Origin of the sequence: Nocardioides ginsengisoli (assembly GCF_039537225.1) — a bacterium.
Lineage (GTDB): Bacteria > Actinomycetota > Actinomycetes > Propionibacteriales > Nocardioidaceae > Nocardioides > Nocardioides ginsengisoli.
In genome coordinates this window covers 1-16,791 of record NZ_BAABAC010000018.1, presented here as the reverse complement: position 1 = coordinate 16,791, position 16,791 = coordinate 1, and the positions used below count along the sequence as shown (strand labels likewise).

Here is a 16,791-nt window from a genome sequence, read left to right as displayed (position 1 = left end):
AGTAGCCTCGACCCTGTGATGATCGCGCGCCTGGTCGAGGAGCTGTCCGCCGTACTCAGGGAACCGGAGGCCGAGGACGATTTCGCCTACGGCCTGGCGCACCTGCCGGCCGCCGACGCCGACGTGATGGTCAACGTCGACCCCGAGCTCGAGGACCGCGCCGGCGACGACGAGGTCGAGGTGTCCGACCTGGTCGCGCGGGTCTCCGCCTTCCTGGCGATCACGCCCGAGCAGTGGGAGCGGATCGTGGCGCAGACGGTCGCCGAGATCGAGGATGCCGCCGGCGAGACCATCGAGCCCACCGCGCTGCGCGACGACCTCGACCTGACCTCGGTCGTGGTCTTCATCGACGCGGTGCTGCTCGCCTTCGTCGCGCCCCTGCAGCTGCCCGACGGCGTGGTCCGCGTGCAGCTCGACGCCGACTTCGCGTTCGAGGACATCGAGGTCGAGATCGAGGGCGTCGAGACGATCGCCTTCGACGGCATGGACGAGCTGCTCGACCACCTCAGCGAGGAGAGCTGACCGCCTTCGCCTTGATCTCGGCGAACACGGCCCGGAGATCGGGCGAGATCTGCGCCAGCTCGACGTACGCCGCGCCGGCGGCCGAGGCGTCGAGGTAACCGAAGCTCATCAGCCCGCCCGCCATCGTCCCCTCCTGGACGACGTCGAAGCCGTCGGCCCGCGCCTGCGTCAGCGCCGCAGGGAGGTCCGGTACCTCGCAGCACACGTGGTGCAGTCCCGGCCCGCGCTCCCGCAGGAACTCGCTGTAGATCGACTCCCCCGCCACCGGCCGGATCAGCTCGAGCTGCAGGTCGCCGGCATAGCTGAGCGAGATGTCGGCGACGAAGTCCGCGGGCTCGTCGCGGTAGCGACAGGTGTCCGGCTCGAACCGGACGCCCGGCATCCGCGCCCACTCCCCCGCGCCGAGCGTCGCGCCGAGCGCCTGCTCGGTGGCGTCGAGGTCGTCGGTCACCCACGCCAGCTGGGTGACCGGTCCGAAGGGGGCGGGTGCGGTGGGGGTGGTCATGGCCGCCACCCTGTCAGATCCTGCCCGCGCCGGGGTCCACCTCGATGGGCACGCGCGTCTGCCGCGCGCCCGGGGGGAGGAGCCGATGGAACGCAGGCATCTCGGTGGGGCACCGCTGGTGACCGCGCTGGCCGCGAGCGACGCGCTGGCCTGGGTGGTCGCCGTCGCCGTCTTCTGCGCGCTGCGCCTCTCCGCCGTCGCCGGTACGACGGCCGAGGTCGACTGGCCGCGCGTCCTCGCCGTCGGCGCCGCCACCGGTCTCGCCCACCTCGTGCTCGGCTCCGGCCTCCAGCTCTACCGCCGCCGCGCGGCGCTCGGCAGTCTCGACGAAGCCTTCCTGCTCGGATCCACCGTCGTGGTCACCGGCACCGCGCTGACCCTGGTCAGCATGGTCGTCGTCGAGCCCTTCCTGCCCCGCTCGGTGCCGATCGCCGCCGCCTGCCTGACCCTCGCGCTGACCGCCGCGGCCCGCGCCGGACTGCGCCGTGCTGCGGAGCGTCGCCAGGAGCGTCGCGCCCGCTGGCAGGCGACCCCGACCCTGATCCTGGGCGCCGGCCGGTCCGGGCGCACCGTGGTCGAGGCGATGCTCGCCGGGCTCGACCACGGCTGGCGCCCGGTCGGCTTCCTCGACGACGACCCGCGGCGCAACAACCTGCGCATCCGCGGGGTCCCCGTCCTCGGCCGCACCGACGACCTGGCGCGCGTCGTCCGCGAGACCGGCGCCGAGGCGCTGGTCGTCGCCGCGCCCCACGCGCCGGCGAGCACGCTGCGCGCCTGGGCCACCGCGGGCCGGGCGGCCGGCCTGCAGGTCAAGATCCTGCCGGCGATCACCGACCTCCCCTCGGGGGCCGCCGACATCCGCGAGCTGCGCGACATCCGGGTCGAGGACCTGCTCGGGCGCCACGTCATCGACACCGATCTGCCCGCCGTGGCGGGCTATCTCGCCGGCAAGCGGGTGCTCGTCACCGGCGCCGGCGGGTCGATCGGGTCCGAGCTGTGCCGCCAGATCAAGCAGTTCGCGCCGAGCGAGCTGATCATGCTCGACCGCGACGAGTCGGCCCTGCACGCCGTCCAGCTGTCGTTGGAGGGGCGCGCGCTGCTCGACACGGCCGACGTGGTGCTGGCCGACATCCGCGACCAGGAGGGTCTGGTCCGGCTCTTCGAGGAGCGCCGGCCCGAGGTCGTCTTCCACGCCGCCGCCCTCAAGCACCTGCCGATGCTGGAGCAGTACCCCGGCGAGGCGGTGCAGACCAACGTCTGGGGCAGCCTGGCGGTGCTCGAGGCGGCGGCGGCGGTCGGCGTCGAGCGGTTCGTCAACGTCTCCACCGACAAGGCCGCCGACCCGATCTGCGTGCTCGGCTACAGCAAGCGGCTGGCCGAGTGCCTGACCGCCGACGTCGCCGCGCGGGCCGACGGCGTCTTCTTGTCGGTGCGCTTCGGCAACGTCCTCGGCAGCCGCGGCTCGGTGCTCAGCACCTTCGCCAGCCAGATCGCCGGCGGCGGCCCGGTCACGGTCACCCACCCCGACGTCACCCGCTACTTCATGACCATCCCGGAGGCCGTGCAGCTCGTCATCCAGGCCGCGGCGATCGGCGAGCGCGGCGAGGTGCTCGTCCTCGACATGGGCGAGCCGGTCCGCATCCTCGACGTCGCCGAGCAGATGATGGAGATGGCCGGTACGACGGTCCCGGTCGAGTTCACCGGCCTCCGCCCGGGCGAGAAGCTGCACGAGGACCTGCTCGCCGCGGGCGAGCCCGACGCCCGCCCCCGTCACCCGCTGGTCTCCCAGGTTCCGGTGCCCCGGCTGGCGACCGACGCGGTACGCCGGCTCGACGTCCGCGAGGACCCGGCGCTCCTCACCCACCGCCTCGCAAACACCTGCGCGTCGCTCCGGCCGCAGCCCTCGGGGATCCAGGTCGGCGCGTGACCCACGTCCTCATCACCTCCGCGGGCCAGCGGGTGTCACTGGTGCGCGCCTTCCAGCACGAGCTCCGCGAGCTCGACCCGGACGGCCAGGTGCACACCTGCGACCTGCGGCCCGCGCTGAGCCCGGCCTGCCAGATCGCCGACGACACCTTCACCGTGCCGCGCGCCGACGACCCCGCGTACGTCGACCGGCTGCTCGACCAGTGCGTCCGGCGCGGCATCTCGGTGCTGGTGCCCACGATCGACACCGAGCTGCAGGTGCTCGCCGACGCCCGCGACCGCTTCCTCGCGCACAAGGTCGAGGTGGTGGTCTCCTCCCCCGAGCTGGTCGCGACCTGCCGCGACAAGCGGCGCACCAACGAGCTGTTCCGCGCACGCGGGATCGAGGTGCCGCGCGCGATCGACCGCGAACGGCCGACGTACCCGCTCTTCGTCAAGCCGTACGACGGCAGCCGGTCGGCCGACGCCGCCGTGATCCGGCGCCCCGACGAGCTGCTCGACCGTCACCTCCGCGACGAGCGGCTGATGTTCATGGAGTACCTCGACGGCGACCGCTACGAGGAGCACACCGTCGACCTCTACTACGACCGCGGCCACGTGCTGCGCTGCGTGGTGCCGCGGCGACGGCTGCAGGTCCGCGCCGGCGAGGTCAGCAAGGCCCTCACCTGCCGCAACGCGCTGGTGCCCTTCCTGACCGAGCGACTGGCTCGGCTCGACGGCGCGGTGGGCTGCCTGACCGCACAGTTCTTCCTCGACCCGGCGTCCGACCGGATCGTCGGCATCGAGATCAACGCCCGCTTCGGTGGGGGCTTCCCGCTCAGCTATGCCGCCGGCGCCAACTATCCGCGCTGGCTCCTCGACGAGTACGTCCGTCGGCTGCCCGTCGCTTCGTACGACGGCTGGCGCGACGGGCTGCTCATGCTGCGCTACGACCAGGAGGTCGTGCTCGATGCGGCTGCCGCTCGGTCCTGACAGCTGCCTGGTCGTCGATCTCGACGACACCCTCTACGCCGAGATCGACTTCGTCGCCTCCGGCTTCCGCGCGGTCGCGCGGATGCTGACGCCGCTCGTCGGCGCCGACCTCCTCGTCCCGATGTGGTGCCGCTACCGGAGCGGCGAGAACGCCTTCGCGTGGGCGGCCGAGCAGTGCGGCGCGCGGGTGGGCGTCGACGAGCTGCTGCGGTGCTATCGCGAGCACCGGCCGTCGATCACCCTCGGGCCGGGCGTCCGGCGGGTCCTCACCGACGCCGTGGCCCTCGGCGCGGTCGTCGGCGTGGTGACCGACGGTCGCAGCGTCACCCAGCGCAACAAGCTCGCCGCGCTCGGCCTCACCGGCCTCCTCGACCACGTCGTCGTCTCCGAGGAGATCGGCTCGGAGAAGCCGGATCCCCGCAACTACGGGGTTTTCGTCGATCGCCACCCCACGCGCCGGTTCGTCTTCATCGGCGACAACACGCGCAAGGACTTCGTCGTCCCTGTGCAGCTCGGCTGGCTGACGATCTGCGTGCGCGACACCGGCCGCCACATCCACCGCCAGGACGACGATCCGCGGCCGCGCCCCGACCACATGATCAGCTCGTTCGAGGAGATCGAGGTGGTCGCGGCAGCTGCCGCGCCATGATCCGGTCGTAGATCGCGGCCACCTCGCCCGCCGTACGGTCGACGTCGAGGAGCTCGCGGGCGAGCACCCGGCCGGCGGCGGCGTAGCGGGCCGCGCGCTCGCGGTCGGCCAGCGCGTCGCCGATGGCGGCCGCCAGCGACACCGGGTCGCGCGGCGCGGCGAGCCAGCCGGTGCGGCCGGGCCGGACGACGTCGGGGAAGCCGCCGACCCGCGTCGCGACGGTCGGGACGCCGGCGAGCAGCGACTCGGCCGCGCCGCCGAGGTTCTCCGACGCCGACGGATGCACCGCCAGGTCGGCGCTGGCATAGATGGCAGGGATGTCGTCGCGCAGGCCGAGGAAGGTGTGCCGCCCCGGCAGGACGGCGGCCGCCAGCGCCCGCACCTCGACGGCGTACGTGTCGGCGCCGTCCCACGGCCCGCCGGCGAACACGACGTGCAGGTCGTGCCCGGCGCCGACCAGCCGGGCCGCGGCATGGATCAGGTCCTCGTGGCCCTTGATGCCGCGGGTCTGGCCCAGATAGCGCTTCGGGGCGTAGAAGTGCGCCACCATCGCGATCAGGGCGGTGGACGGCGCCAGCCCGAGCTCGGCGCGCAGCGAGCCGGCGCCGCCCGCGACCGCGAAGCGCGCGGTGTCGGTGCCGTAGTGGCTCAGGTGCACGCGCCTCTCGGGCAGGCCGCTGCGCAGGTAGCGCTCGCGCACCCACCCGCAGCTGGCGATCCAGTGGTCGCGGTCGGTGGCCGTCGCGAGCTCGATCCACCGGGTGGGGGCACGCTCGAGGTGCAGCGGGCCCGGCACCTGGAACACCCGCGGCGGGCCGGACGCCCACAGCGCCGCCCGCATCGCGAGCGTGGTGTCGACGAAGTGACTGTGCACCAGGTCGGGGCGGATGCGGTCGACCAGCTCGCGGACCGTGCGGACCGCGACGGGCCAGGTCGACGGTCGGGTGGGCACCAGCCCCGGGCTGGTCGGATGGACCGCGATGCCCGACGCGCGATAGTCGGCCGCGCGCGGCCCGTCGGGCAGCGCGACGTGGACGTCAACGCCCATCCGGTGCAGGACCTCGATCTGGCGCTGCGCCCACACCGCCCCGACGCCGGTCTTCACCAGGTGCAGCACCCTCACCGTCGGCCACCGACCTCGGCGCGCAGCGCGGTGAGCAGGAGGTTCCGGCGCCGCTGCAGCTGGTCGGCGGCATAGCCGCGCGCCTTGTCCTGCAGCGCCCAGGCCTGCCGCATCGCGGCCGCCGGGTCGCGGATCAGTCCGTCGACGAGCGCGGCCAGCCCCACGGCGTCCCCCGGCCGGCAGCGCGCGGCGGCCGGCAGCAGCTCGGGGATCCCGCCGACGTCGGTGCCGACGCAGGGCAGGCCGGCGGCCATCGCCTCGAGCATCGCGCGCGGCAGTCCCTCCGTGCGCGAGGCGAGCACGAAGGCGTCGGAGGCCGCCAGCACCTCGCGTACGGCGGCCGGCCCCGGCAGGTTGCCGGTGAAGGTCACCCGCTCCGCCAGCCCGAGCGCCCTGGCCATGGCGACGAGCTCGGCGCGGAGCCGTCCGTCGCCGACGACGGTGAGCGTGACGTCGTCGGGCAGCCTGGTGAGCGCCCGGAGCAGGACGTCGACGCCCTTGTAGGGCTGCTCCAGGCTGGTGACGGTGACCAGCGCCCGCACCGGCCGCGGCTCGGCGCGGGGGACGAGGAAGCACTCCGGGGTCAGCGAGACGCTGGAGTAGGTGGCGACCGCCCGGGCCCGCGGCGCCGGGTAGCGCTCGGGCAGCACGACCGAGCTGACGTAGCCGACGACGGTCGCGTGCTCGGTCATCCGGCGCAGCGTCCCGGTCGTGGAGCGGCGGATCATCGCGCGGGCCGGATGGCGGCTGGCGCCGCGGCGGAACACCTCCTCCGGGTCGCCGACCACCTCGACGCCGTACGGCCGGCCCAGGAGGGCCCGGTGGGCGGCCTGCGCGACATAGCCGGGTGCGCGGAGCATCGCCGCGTCAGTCCCGTCGACCGCGCCGCGCGCCAGCCGGGCCACCTCACCGCCGTGGCGCGCCGTGCCCAGCGCACCGCGGTAGTCGGGCAGGGGGTGCACCCGCACCCGCTCGTCCTCGACCAGGCTCGCGGCGCCGGGCGGCTCGGGCAGGTCGGAGCTGCCGACCCGGGCGAGGACCCGTACCTCGTCGAAGACGGTGAGGTAGCGGTCGAAGAAGCGGCGGCCGTAGAGGCCGTCGGTGTAGATCCGTTCGTCGCGGGCCCGGAAGAGGCGCGCCTCCGTGGCCACCAGCAGTCGCACATGGTTCAGGACCGGGGCCACGACGATTCGTGACGCGGCGCTCATCGACGCCCGATCGGGCGCGCCGGTACGCCGGCCACGGTCTCGCCCGGAGCGACGTCCCGCGTCACCACCGCACCGGCCGCGACGGTCGCCCCGTCGCCGATGGTGACGCCGGCGAGAACCGTCGCCTTGCAGCCGATCCAGACGTCCGCGCCGATGTGGACCGGGGCGGAGACGAACACCCTCGCCCGCAGCGGGACGGTGTGGTCGTGGTCGGCGTCGCGGATCGTGACATGCTCGGCGATCTTGGTGCCGGCGCCGATCACGACGCGCTCCCGGGCGACGATCATCACCCCGGGGCCGACGTAGTCGGCACGGACGACCAGCTCGGCACCGGGTGCGGTCGCCAGGGTCGCGCCGCGGGCGAGGGAACAGCCCTCGACGACCAGCACGGACCCAGGCGCGGCGGTGACCCGGCAGCCGCGCTCGAGGAGGATCCGCCCGAGCAGCCGAGCATCCGGGTGGCGCAGCCGGATCGACAGCACCCGCCACCGGCTCGCGAGCAGCAGACCCCCGTGGCACGCGCCGCGGGCTCCCTTCGCCACGGCGTGGCGCACGCTCATCGGCGCCCCGTCAGCGCGCGGTGCCGAGGCTGCCGGCGCTCCAGCCGCGGTCGGAGCACGGTGACGAGCACGACCACGTGCCCCACGCCCAGGACGACCTGGGTGACGACCGTCGACCAGGCGGTGCCGATCAGGCCGCCGTCGCGGGTGAGCGTCCAGCCGGCGACGATCGCGGTGAGCAGGCCGAGGGCGGTCAGCGGCGCCTGCACGCGGAAGGCGCGCACCGCGTCGACGGTCGTGCCGACGAAGACGGCGGCGTACTGCAGGGTCGCCGCCACCATCAGCACGACGAGGACGTCGGCGTGGGCGGCGTACTCGGGGCCGAAGACGATCCGCAGCACCGGCGCGGCGAACGCCCAGCTCGCGACGACGCCGAGCAGTCCGATCGCGGCGCCGGTCATGACCAGCCGCCCGAGCAGCCGGCTCATCGCGCCGAGCTCGCCGGCGGCGTACTGGTTGGCGAGGCGGGGACTCGCCGACTCGGCCACCGCCTGCACGACGGTGCCGGTGGTCGCGGTGACGTAGGCGAGCGCCGCGAAGACACCGACGGCCGACGGTCCCTCGAAGTGCTGGAGGAGATAGCGCGGGACGTTGGCGAGGACCGACCCCAGCGCCACCGAGACGCCGAGGGGCAGCGCGAGCCAGGCCAGCGAGCACAGGGCTGCCGGGGAGAGCTCGGGGCGGACCGAGCGGCCCTGACGTCGTACGACGGCCGCGGTGGCACGGGAGACCAGGACGTTGACCGCCGCCAGCGCCAGCGCACCGGCTGCCGCGGACCCCGTCGCCGCAACCGCGGCGACGAAGGCGACCAGACCGAGGGTGGACCGCGCGACCTGCGCCCGCGCGACATTCGTCATCTGCTCATGCCGCTGCAGGGTGCCGAAGAGCGAGTCGAGCTGGCCCTCGGCCATCTTGTTGAGCGCGACCGCGGTGACCGGGCCCGGCGGCTGCCCGGCGACGAGCGCCACTCCCACCGAGGCCACCAGGGCGAGCACCGACATCACGATCCGCAGGCCCAGGAACTCCCCCGGGGTGTTGCGCCCGTGGACGTCGGTGACCTGCACCTGCCGCAGCTTGAGCCCGGCGAAGAGGAACAGCGGCGCCGTCACGCCGAGGGCGAGGGCGTAGCGCCCGACCTCGGTGCTGTCGGTGAGCCGGGCGAGCGCGGCAAGCATCGCGAACTGGCAGATCGCATAGGCGCCGTTGCCGACCACGACGGCGGCGACATTGCGCCGCAGCGAGGCGCCGGTCATGTCGGCACCCGGTCGCGGGCGCGGGCGCCGGCCGAGGCCAGGACGACGAGGAGCGACCCGATCAGCCACTGGGCGGGAATCGGCGCGAACGAGTTGCGGGTGCCGATCAACAGCGGCAGCAGCAGGACGACGCCCCACAGCGTGCCGCGACTCCCCTGCCCGCGCGCCGCGAGCCAGAGCAGGACGCCGATCGCCGCCATCAGCACGACCACGAACGGCAGCCCGCCGTTGCGGATGGCCTCCGCGATCGGCGAGCCGCCGATCGGCCCCTGCCGGTCGAGGATCTCGACGTTGAAGAGGCGGTGATCCTCCTTCGCGGGAGGGGCGCCGCCGCCGAAGAGGCGGGCGAGGAAGCGCAGCGGGACGGCGATCAGCGTGACGCCGTGGCGCGGCTCCTCGCCGCCGTCCATCCAGCGCTGCACGACGACGACCGGATAGATCGAGTAGCCCAGCTCGGCGAGGCCGTGCCACGGCGAGAAGTCGCCGTCGCCCGCGAGCAGCGCACGGAAGCCGCCCAGGCGGGTCACCCGGATCACCGAGGTGACGCCCAGCCCGAGCACCGCCACGATCACCGCCGAGACCGGGCGGACCCGACGTCGGCGCCCGACGGCGTAGACCATGGCGAGCACCGGGAAGAGGACGGCGCCGCGGCTGCCGAGCACCAGCAGGACCGACCCGACGACGCCCATCGCCACCAGCCCGAGCGTGCGGTAGCGGCCACCGGCCACGACGAGGAAGGAGCAGCCGTAGCCGACCAGCAGGACGCCGTACCCGTAGGTCGAGGTGGCCGCGGCCTCGAGGAAGTCGCCATAGCCCGACCCGAGACCGATGCCGCCCTGGCCGAGGGTGCGGAACACGATGCCGGCGCCGACGACGACGGCGACGAGCCCCACCACGCCGACGCGGTCGGCGGTGGGCTGGCTGTCGTGCGGGGGCGCGACGGGCGCGAGGTGGCGGGCGAGCAGGTAGCCGACGACGAGCGCCAGCAGTCCGGTCAGGACCGCGATGACCGGGCGGAGCAGCGTCTGCGGGTCGACGAACCGGTTGTCGCCCTGCCCCACCAGCGCCGAGTCGCCGATCGCCACGTAGCTGACGATCAGCCCGGCATGGAACATCCCGAACACCGCGAGATAGAGCGTCGGCGCACCGCCCGCGCCGGCCGTCGGGTCGTACGTCGCCACGAGCGCGCCGGCGAGCCCCACCAGCAGCCAGCACGCCAGCCCGCCCATCGTCGGCTCGGTCATCCCGGTCATCCCGGTGACGGAGAAGAGCGCCGCGCACAGCAGCACCAGCCCGACCACCGCCCGGAGGCCGCTGCTCACCAGCCCACGCCCCACACGTCCTGCCAGCGCAGGGCGTTGGTGCGGAGGTCGAACGGGGACGCGTCGAGGGAGCGCTGCAGCTCGCATCGCTCGGCGGCCGGCAGGCGGGCGGCGTCGACGACCGCCCGCGCCCACGCGTCGACCGGGTCGTCGAGGGAGAGGACGCGGACGCCCGGCAGCTGGGCGGCCAGCGACGTCGCGGCGCCGATGTCGGACGCGACGACCGGCACACCCGAGGCCAGCGCCTCCAAGGCCACGGTGGGCAGCCCCTCCCGGACCGACGGCAGCACCAGGACGTCGGCGCGACGCAGCAGCTCCGGCACGTCCCGCCGCGCGCCGAGGTCGTCGATCCCGGGATGCTCGCCCGGCAGGTCGACCTCGGTCCCCCCGCCGACCACCCACACCCGGCTCGGGGTCAACTCGGCGAGCGCCCGGGCCAGCGGGGGGAGGAACGCCCTGTTCTTCGCGGGATCCGGGCGCCCGACATGGAGGACGACGACCTCGCGCCCGCCGCGCTCGGCCGGGCCGCGGAACCGCTCGAGATCGATGCCATTGGGCAGCACGCCGTACGGGGCGCGGGCGGGGCGACCGTCGCCGAGCGCGAAGGCGAGCGCCCCAGGTGACACCGCGAGGACGTCGGTCGCCACCGCCGCCATCAGCCGGCGCGCCAACGCGCGGTAGGCCTGCCGGCACCACGTGTCGGCCCGCCCGTCGCCCTCGGAGTGCATGCGGGCGATGCGCCGGCGCACGCCGTACAGGCGGCCGGGCAGGAGGAAGAGCGCACTCGCCATCCCCAGGTGCGACTGGAGCACGTCGGGCCGCTCGCGCCGCAGGTCGGCGGCCAGCCCGACGAGCGTGCGTAGCACTCCCCCACGCCCGTAGACCCGGACCTCCGCACCCGCCGCCTCGAACTGGGGAGCCAGCGCCCCCCGCCGTCCCGACGCACAGACGAACACCTGCCGCACCCGCTCCGCCGGGATCGCCCGGCAAAGGTCGAGCGCCACCGTCTCCGCGCCGCCCCGATCCAGCGACCCGATCACGTGGACGACGCTCACCGGCCGGCGCGACGGCGCGGCGTCTTCGAGGGGCATGGGGCGAGTGGTTCCTTCTCGTGCGACCGAGGGACCCGGTCACCGGCCCCACGGTGACGGACCGGTCCGCTCGTACTTCGTGACGGAATCGCCGACTCCGGCGCAGGTCGCCGCCACATCGCCTTGTCACGCGCTCGACGGAGCGCCGGGGTCGCCGCCCCAGTCATCGACCGGGACGGCGACCGCCGCGTCAGGCCGCGATCAGCAGCGACCCCCTGCGGACCGACTCCTGATAGTGATCGCGGAGCTCGCGCTCGGCGAGTTCGCTCAGGTCAGGGGGAAGGATGCATCCACCGCCGCCCGGTCCGTAACCCGGCCCGGCATCAGGCGAGCAGCGAAGGTTCGGGTGCACCTCACGGTGGACCACAATGCACACCTCGTGAGAGTGGCCGGATCGGCACACCACCACGGCCTTTACGCGGTGACCCGCCGTCGGGCCGGGCACGTCACTTCCCCTTCTTGCCGTAGGGGGATTGATTGGTCGGCTTGAGGCTGACCCCGAGATCGGCAGCGTGCGACTGCACCGCGCCCGGCGTTCGACCGAGCTTGATGCCCATCACCCGCGTCGGAGTGTTCTCCTTCGCCAACTGGCGCAGTGCCTTGTCGTCAGAGGGGCTCCAAGGCTTCTGGTGGTTGGTCGGGTGCTTCGTCATGACATCTCTTTTCTCCGGAGACAGACATGCGAGCCGACGACATCACAAGCCACCGAGGCCCCGCTCCATCTGGGAGCGAGACTTGTGTGGCTGCTACGGTGCCCAGACAAGTTTGCCGCTTGTATCCAGGCCCCGATCGTTGGCTCAGCCCGCGGTCGGGGCTTGCTGTTTCAGGTCGTTCGTCGGCCACCCGGGAACTACATCCCTGTAACCGACTGGCTCTGATCGTAGTGAGAAGGTCCGACACAAATTGGCGCTCATCCACAGGCATGACCGCCGGAGGGCACCCTCGCCTCCACTGCTGCGGTCGGCTCTCACCGCCGGCTGCCGGTGACGTGGCCGAAGAGCGTCGCATCATCTCGCCGAGGTTCTTGCCGACGATCCCTGAGTCTGCAATCAGGTCACGCTCAGCGACGACGAGTTTGGAACACTCACCGTCGCGAATCTGCAACACGCGTTCGAGATACGCGCCCTCTAACGCTGGCGTGCGGCCGGCGGCGCCGCTGAGCTCTCGAGTGCGCGGCACCGACTTCTCGGTCGCGCCGCTTGTTCTTGGGATCGACCTTGGCTTGCCGTGCCTTCGCCTGCTCGTCCACGTCGTAGAGATCGGGCCTCTGACCATTGCGACGCTGATCGACGCAACCCTCCGGTAGGCCTGCCCCTGCCCGCTTGTCACCAACCTGACCGCATGCCCGGCGACGAGCTCAACTGTCGCGGCCCGGTCGACGATCTCGTCATCGGCAATTGGGAGCCCTCGTCATCGGCAATTGGGAGCCGCTGGTATGTGCCCACGGCCGACATTGCCACTTGCGTCGATGAGCTGACGGCGCGAGGCGTCATCGAGATGGGCGTCGTGTCCGCTCTGCTCCCTACCTAAGTACCAGCCCGTTTCGGTTCGGGGTTGCCGTCTGTCATGGATTCCGTTCCTGTTCAGCGTTCGAGAGCAATAGATTTCGGTCCGGCCGACATCGGTTACAGCCTGTCCACCGTTGACCACACCCTCAGCCTCAACGGGGGTCAGAGTGGCCGACGACGCTCAGGGCGGGCTGCCCGCGCATGCCCCCGGCCGTCCGGCGCTGGGGCCGACGGTAACGACGTCACTCAAGAAACATCCATCTGCTCTACGACCGACGCTTGGTCCCAGTAGCGGCGGGTGGCTCGACCAGCTGCTGCTCGATGCGCTCCCGCTGCGCTTCCTGCATTCTTCATCAAGGCGCAGGGTCTACCCGCCGACCGGTGCTCGTCCGTCACAGTTCAAGCGACCCTTCACAGTTCTTCACACTTCTGGCGACGGTTGCCAGGCCCATTCGGACCCGGCACCAACGGGCATGGCGCTAGTCTCCCGACCTAGCAGCGCTCGGATGTGCAGGCGAGGCGCAGGACCGATACTGGCAATGGACCGCCCCAGCGGGGGACGAGCGGGAGGGAAGGCGATGGCGAAGGCCGCGTACGGCACCACTCCCGCCCGCCTCGACACGCTCCTGTGGGAGCAGGCCGCATCCGGGGACATTGCGCCACTGGCTGACGTAGTCGCCGCTGTCCAGGGCAAGCCCGCCGAGCACGTGGTGGTCGAAACGATCATCGCGGAGGACGCCAACCCCCTCGATGTCATCCATCCCAAGAGCGAAGCGGACTACGAGGTCCGAACCGTGGGTGGCGTCTCGGTCATGCGGGTCGACGACGAGAAGGGTCCCTTCGTGCTGTCGGCCTGGCCGACGACCTTCGGAGGTGTCTTTCACCTGATCGGGTCCATCCCCGCGACCGACTCGCGGTGGGACAAGGTCGACCGGTGGATCAACAACGCAGCACCGCATGCAGTGCGCTGCTTCCTGGACCACAACGACTTCACGGCCATCGGTACAGCGCTGTCTGAGCACGATCAGGTTGAGGTGCAGCGCGTCACGGGCCGTGTGCATGCTGACCGGTCCTCGTGGTCGCGTGGCTTCCCCGCCCTGGTGGGCACGCTTCGCCCCGACCACCACAGCGTCGTCGAGGAGGCGGAGTCCATCGGCGCCTCGCTGCGCACCTTGCATCTGCACGTCGGGGACGTGATGGATGTGCTGCTGCGCCGCATTGCCGGAGCGACGTTCTACCGGGGCGACTTCGAGGTCTTCCAGGCGCGGGTCCTGGCTCGTCTCGCCGTCGCCGCCCACCGTCGCCGCGAGTTGATGTCGAACCGTCAGCGGGTGGTCAACGAGCCGCCGAAGAGGCCGATCGAGGTGCGGCTGCCGGAGCCGCTGCTCATTGACGCGAACGCGACGGGTGAGGTGCTGCGGAGCCTGGCCGAGGAGCGCGACATCACCTTCTCGGTCTTCCACCGCAACCCGTACCTGCACGTGGCGGTCACCGACAACGCCGACGGGTCGAACTATGACCTGTTCGTCACGAGTCCGGACGCCATCGAGATTCACCCGGGCTTCCGGGCGAGCCTCGGGTCGTTCACGCGCATCGCCCAGTCGCTGAGCCTGCACTTCGAGGCCACCGGCCTGCGGGAGACGCCCGAGCCCCAGCCGGTCTCGCTCTACGACCTCATCAGCGACTGAGGCCCGGATTGGCCGCCGGGGATGCTGCCGCTAGCAAAGCGCAGCGGATGCTGGGGGACTTTGCCACCTACGACGCGTACGTCGACATCGTCTCCGCGTTCGAGTGGCTCTTCGTGCACTCGGGGCTCTTTGCTGGCCGGGTCCGCCACTTCGAACGGTTCCCGAAGATCGTCATGGTGGACGCTGAAGGACACCAGGTGGAGTCCACGCCCGACTTCACCCTGGTTTTCAACGACGACACAGGCCTCGTGGGGGAGATAGCGAAGTTGGCGCTCCACGAGAACAGCGTGGACAAGGCCGTAAAGCAGATCGGGAAGTACGACCGGCTGGACCGGCTGCCCATCGACTCCAACGGCAACTGCGTGCCGGTGACTGACATTAACGTCATGCAGATCGTGCCGTTCCGGGACGGACTGGACGCGGTGCGCCGCATCATCGTGGAACGCATGCTCAGCAAGGAGCACTTCTACAAGCCGTCGAAGGCTCCGATCATCGTCCAGTACGACCGCGACGACGTGCGGTACACCTTTCAGCGGCTACAGAACTCCGAAAACGGGAAGCTCCCGGCCGTCGAGGAGCCGGTGACGTTGGGCTGGCTGCTGGACCGAGGCTTGAAGGTGCGCATCTCGCACATGGTGGGCGTCAAGGCCACCCGGAAGTTCATGAACGACCCGATCGACCCGCTCTACCTGGCGACCCACCTGTGGAGCCAGCACTGGCCGACGCAGTTCCCCAACATCTCAGCGGACGTGACCGTGGTCCCCAACGAGATCGCGGAGGTGCTGCGGGACCGGTTCGGCAAGTGCCGCACGGACGAGGTGAGACACGCCTTGGGCCTGTTGCAGTCCGCTGGGCTGGCCGCCGATAACCGGGACGGCACTTGGGAGGTCTCGCGCAAGAAGTTGCGACTGACCGGGGAGAAGGACGAGCACCGCATCATCGCGCTCAAGGCGGCGAAGGAGGCCAAGCCGGTGGTGAAGGCCCGCTCGGTGGAGCCGCGTCCGCCGCAGTTCAGCCAGGACACTCTCTTCTAGCGCGGCCTGGCCCGGGCCCGCCAGTCCTCGCTGACTGTGCCGGGGAGGGCTACGAACCCGCTAGTGAGCGCGTAAAGCACGTACCTCGCGTGGTCGGCTCAGGCGGTCACGAGGGGGAGATGAGGGCCTGGACGCGGCTCTTGATCTCGTCGCGGAGGGGTCGAACGGCTTCGATGCCCTGTCCGGCGGGGTCGTCAACTTCCAGTCCTCGTAGCGCTTGCCGGGGAAGTATGGGCACTCGTCGCCGCTGGTACCAGGTATGCCCTTTGGCCCTCTCGCCGAGCGTGCGAGTCACAACCCAGCCAGGAGTGGGATGCCGATGAAGACGAGCACGGACTTCGCGATGCCCCACATCGAGACGTCGAGGCCGGTTGTCTTCGTGAGGCCGAGCCAGCCGGGGAGGACTTAGGGTGGAGCGCCGCTACGTCGTGGGCGATACAGGGCCGCGCGCGTCATTCACAGCCTTCGCCCGCGCATCAATGTCCGGCCCGATGAACTGAGCATGGAACGCCTCGTCGAGGATCTCGACGCCCTTCAACACCTCCGAGACAGTCAACGTAGACAGGCTGTGCGTCCCGGCGTTCCCGATCCACTTCACAGCCAGCAGCAGGTCAGCGACACGGTCCCGACCCGTCGCGCCCTTCTTCCACGTCTTGATGCGATCGTCGGCGCTGATGAAGCCGCCCGTCGGGCGCGTAGCCGCAATCCCCTCACTCGTCAGGAACTGCTCCACCACCAGCCGAAGAGCCGTTGCCGCGAGCCCCGGGTCCGTGAACAACACCGCAGCCGCACGCTCCACACCCTCCTGGATCGGCTCTGGAGTCGTCTCCGGCAACCGCATCAGCACCAAAGGCGGGTAGACCTGCTTGACCGAATAGAAGGCCGAGTACGGAGGCCCCGACTCCGTGTACTCGTCATGTGGGCGCTTCTTGGCGTAATCAACCTCGTACGTACCCGTCGCTACCGCTGGCTGCTCGCACTCTGGGTTCTCACAAGCCCCAGACGCCGTGAACACGCCCCTGATCCACTCTGGCTCCCAGTAGTCATCCTGGCGCGCACGCTTCGACTCACCATGCTCGACCTGCACCGGCTCATCGAAGCGTAGATGTCCAGCCAGACAGTGCGGACAGAACGGTCGAGGCCAGCCAGTGCCCTCCTCGATCACGGCACCAAGGCGACCCAGCGCGACATCAAAGACCATGACGTCAGACTATTGGCCCCGCCGCCCTCAGGGTTCTTGGCGAGACGAACCGCCTGGCCCCGCCGCCGTCAGGTTCATCGGAAACCAGGCACCTTGAATCGCCCCGGGTCTGATGGAGGCTCTCAATCCATGGAGGATGAGAGTCATGGCAGCACCCAGGAAGTACCCCGATGAGTTGCCCTGTGTCAACCTCCGCTGTTTCAGGCGGCGTTGAGCGAGTCCTCGTTGA

16 protein-coding genes and 1 pseudogene are annotated in these 16,791 nt (G+C 71.5%); 6 read left to right on the top strand and 11 right to left on the bottom strand.

Going from position 1 to position 16,791, the window contains the following annotated elements; all coding sequences use genetic code 11:
• Positions 1-15 precede the first annotated feature (15 nt).
• Complete coding sequence (locus tag AB4880_RS09480) at positions 16-522, top strand: hypothetical protein (protein WP_367918974.1); 507 nt, start codon at positions 16-18, stop codon at positions 520-522.
• Here AB4880_RS09480 and AB4880_RS09475 read toward each other — a convergent pair.
• The gene (locus AB4880_RS09475) at positions 506-1,027 is read right to left on the bottom strand and encodes a VOC family protein (protein WP_367918973.1); all 522 of its coding nucleotides are present in this window, start codon (positions 1,025-1,027) and stop codon (positions 506-508) included. The two genes, AB4880_RS09480 and AB4880_RS09475, sit on opposite strands and share 17 nt — an antisense overlap.
• An 85-nt stretch (positions 1,028-1,112) precedes the next feature.
• On the opposite strand from AB4880_RS09475, the gene AB4880_RS09470 reads away from it, so the two are divergent.
• Genes AB4880_RS09470 through AB4880_RS09460 form a run of 3 tightly spaced genes read left to right on the top strand, consistent with a single transcriptional unit; the run spans position 1,113 to position 4,574 of the window.
• Positions 1,113-2,954: a polysaccharide biosynthesis protein gene (locus AB4880_RS09470; RefSeq protein ID WP_367918972.1), complete on the top strand. Its 1,842-nt coding sequence runs from the start codon at positions 1,113-1,115 to the stop codon at positions 2,952-2,954.
• Positions 2,951-3,925 (top strand): ATP-grasp domain-containing protein, encoded by a 975-nt coding sequence (locus tag AB4880_RS09465; RefSeq protein ID WP_367918971.1) that lies wholly within the window; start codon positions 2,951-2,953, stop codon positions 3,923-3,925. The genes AB4880_RS09470 and AB4880_RS09465 overlap by 4 nt, the downstream gene beginning before the upstream one ends.
• Positions 3,903-4,574 carry an HAD family hydrolase gene (locus AB4880_RS09460; RefSeq protein WP_367918970.1) on the top strand — a complete coding sequence of 224 codons (672 nt, stop codon included), beginning with the start codon at positions 3,903-3,905 and terminating at the stop codon, positions 4,572-4,574. The genes AB4880_RS09465 and AB4880_RS09460 overlap by 23 nt, the downstream gene beginning before the upstream one ends.
• On the opposite strand, the gene AB4880_RS09455 is transcribed toward AB4880_RS09460, so the two are convergent.
• From AB4880_RS09455 to AB4880_RS09425, 7 genes are all read right to left on the bottom strand, one after another.
• Positions 4,525-5,697, bottom strand: a complete 1,173-nt coding sequence (locus AB4880_RS09455; protein ID WP_367918969.1) for a glycosyltransferase family 4 protein — start codon at positions 5,695-5,697, stop codon at positions 4,525-4,527. The genes AB4880_RS09460 and AB4880_RS09455 overlap by 50 nt on opposite strands.
• Positions 5,694-6,881: a glycosyltransferase gene (locus AB4880_RS09450; RefSeq protein WP_367918968.1), complete on the bottom strand. Its 1,188-nt coding sequence runs from the start codon at positions 6,879-6,881 to the stop codon at positions 5,694-5,696. The genes AB4880_RS09455 and AB4880_RS09450 overlap by 4 nt, the downstream gene beginning before the upstream one ends.
• Before the next feature lie 20 nt (positions 6,882-6,901).
• Positions 6,902-7,465, bottom strand: a complete 564-nt coding sequence (locus AB4880_RS09445; RefSeq protein WP_367918967.1) for an acyltransferase — start codon at positions 7,463-7,465, stop codon at positions 6,902-6,904.
• Entirely contained in the window at positions 7,462-8,718 is a 1,257-nt protein-coding gene (locus AB4880_RS09440) for a lipopolysaccharide biosynthesis protein (RefSeq protein ID WP_367918966.1), read from the bottom strand. Before AB4880_RS09440 ends, AB4880_RS09445 begins: the two co-directional genes overlap by 4 nt.
• Positions 8,715-10,040, bottom strand: coding sequence for a hypothetical protein (locus AB4880_RS09435; RefSeq protein WP_367918965.1), 1,326 nt, complete (start codon positions 10,038-10,040; stop codon positions 8,715-8,717). Before AB4880_RS09435 ends, AB4880_RS09440 begins: the two co-directional genes overlap by 4 nt.
• A complete protein-coding gene (locus tag AB4880_RS09430; protein ID WP_367918964.1) occupies positions 10,037-11,131 on the bottom strand; it encodes a glycosyltransferase in 1,095 nt (364 codons plus the stop codon). The genes AB4880_RS09435 and AB4880_RS09430 overlap by 4 nt, the downstream gene beginning before the upstream one ends.
• Before the next feature lie 446 nt (positions 11,132-11,577).
• On the bottom strand, positions 11,578-11,784 hold the full coding sequence (locus AB4880_RS09425) for a hypothetical protein (protein WP_367918963.1): 207 nt from the start codon (positions 11,782-11,784) through the stop codon (positions 11,578-11,580).
• A gap of 1,433 nt (positions 11,785-13,217) precedes the next feature.
• On the opposite strand from AB4880_RS09425, the gene AB4880_RS09420 reads away from it, so the two are divergent.
• Entirely contained in the window at positions 13,218-14,327 is a 1,110-nt protein-coding gene (locus tag AB4880_RS09420) for a hypothetical protein (protein ID WP_367918962.1), read from the top strand.
• Between the two features lie 47 nt (positions 14,328-14,374).
• On the top strand, positions 14,375-15,361 hold the full coding sequence (locus AB4880_RS09415) for a hypothetical protein (RefSeq protein WP_367918961.1): 987 nt from the start codon (positions 14,375-14,377) through the stop codon (positions 15,359-15,361).
• 106 nt (positions 15,362-15,467) lie between these two features.
• Here AB4880_RS09415 and AB4880_RS09410 read toward each other — a convergent pair.
• The 3 genes and pseudogenes from AB4880_RS09410 to AB4880_RS09400 form a co-directional block, all read right to left on the bottom strand.
• Positions 15,468-15,607 (bottom strand): annotated as a pseudogene (locus AB4880_RS09410) (phosphotyrosine protein phosphatase); the annotation flags it as partial.
• A gap of 45 nt (positions 15,608-15,652) precedes the next feature.
• A complete protein-coding gene (locus AB4880_RS09405; RefSeq protein WP_367919132.1) occupies positions 15,653-15,715 on the bottom strand; it encodes a hypothetical protein in 63 nt (20 codons plus the stop codon).
• Positions 15,716-15,782: 67 nt separating this feature from the next.
• Positions 15,783-16,562, bottom strand: coding sequence for a DUF8608 domain-containing protein (locus tag AB4880_RS09400; RefSeq protein ID WP_367918960.1), 780 nt, complete (start codon positions 16,560-16,562; stop codon positions 15,783-15,785).
• Between the last annotated feature and the right edge of the window lie 229 nt (positions 16,563-16,791).

Bases quoted from the DNA above. Each gene is read 5' to 3' on its own strand.
- AB4880_RS09475 (WP_367918973.1), bottom strand. From the start codon at position 1,027: ATGACCACCCCCACCGCACCCGCCCCCTTCGGACCGGTCACCCAGCTG.
- AB4880_RS09470 (WP_367918972.1), top strand. From the start codon at position 1,113: ATGGAACGCAGGCATCTCGGTGGGGCACCGCTGGTGACCGCGCTGGCC.
- AB4880_RS09460 (WP_367918970.1), top strand. From the start codon at position 3,903: ATGCGGCTGCCGCTCGGTCCTGACAGCTGCCTGGTCGTCGATCTCGAC.
- AB4880_RS09445 (WP_367918967.1), bottom strand. From the start codon at position 7,465: ATGAGCGTGCGCCACGCCGTGGCGAAGGGAGCCCGCGGCGCGTGCCAC.
- AB4880_RS09440 (WP_367918966.1), bottom strand. From the start codon at position 8,718: ATGACCGGCGCCTCGCTGCGGCGCAATGTCGCCGCCGTCGTGGTCGGC.
- AB4880_RS09430 (WP_367918964.1), bottom strand. From the start codon at position 11,131: ATGCCCCTCGAAGACGCCGCGCCGTCGCGCCGGCCGGTGAGCGTCGTC.
- AB4880_RS09425 (WP_367918963.1), bottom strand. From the start codon at position 11,784: ATGACGAAGCACCCGACCAACCACCAGAAGCCTTGGAGCCCCTCTGAC.
- AB4880_RS09420 (WP_367918962.1), top strand. From the start codon at position 13,218: ATGGCGAAGGCCGCGTACGGCACCACTCCCGCCCGCCTCGACACGCTC.
- AB4880_RS09415 (WP_367918961.1), top strand. From the start codon at position 14,375: ATGCTGGGGGACTTTGCCACCTACGACGCGTACGTCGACATCGTCTCC.
- AB4880_RS09400 (WP_367918960.1), bottom strand. From the start codon at position 16,562: ATGGTCTTTGATGTCGCGCTGGGTCGCCTTGGTGCCGTGATCGAGGAG.